We start from the raw sequence: 239 nt of genomic DNA on the forward strand, positions 1-239 counted from the left end.
CTTCAGGCGCGAGCCGTTCGGTTGGTTCCCGGGCTCGAAGCTAGGGTGCCAGGCCCTGAGTTCCGTATCGGACAGCCACTCCAGTTGCAATTGGTCCGCGGATGCGCGCAGGTCGAATTGCGCCAGCGACCGCACGACTGCATGGCACTTTTCCGATTTCCCGGTTTCGAGGAGGGAGACCTGTATTTCTTCGCCCCAGGTGATCGAACCTTTCTCCGGGCATTTCCGAACCTCGACGT

Annotated in this window: 1 protein-coding gene; it reads right to left on the reverse strand. The window is 60.7% G+C overall.

All coding sequences use genetic code 11. The annotated features are described in order from the left end of the window. Positions 1 to 239: hypothetical protein (locus ACLJNW_RS28220; RefSeq protein ID WP_410961939.1), on the reverse strand; the 239-nt coding region annotated here is incomplete at both ends.

Origin of the sequence: Salmonella sp. SAL4457, from assembly GCF_046548235.1 — a bacterium.
GTDB classification, from domain to species: domain Bacteria; phylum Pseudomonadota; class Gammaproteobacteria; order Enterobacterales; family Enterobacteriaceae; genus Salmonella; species Salmonella enterica.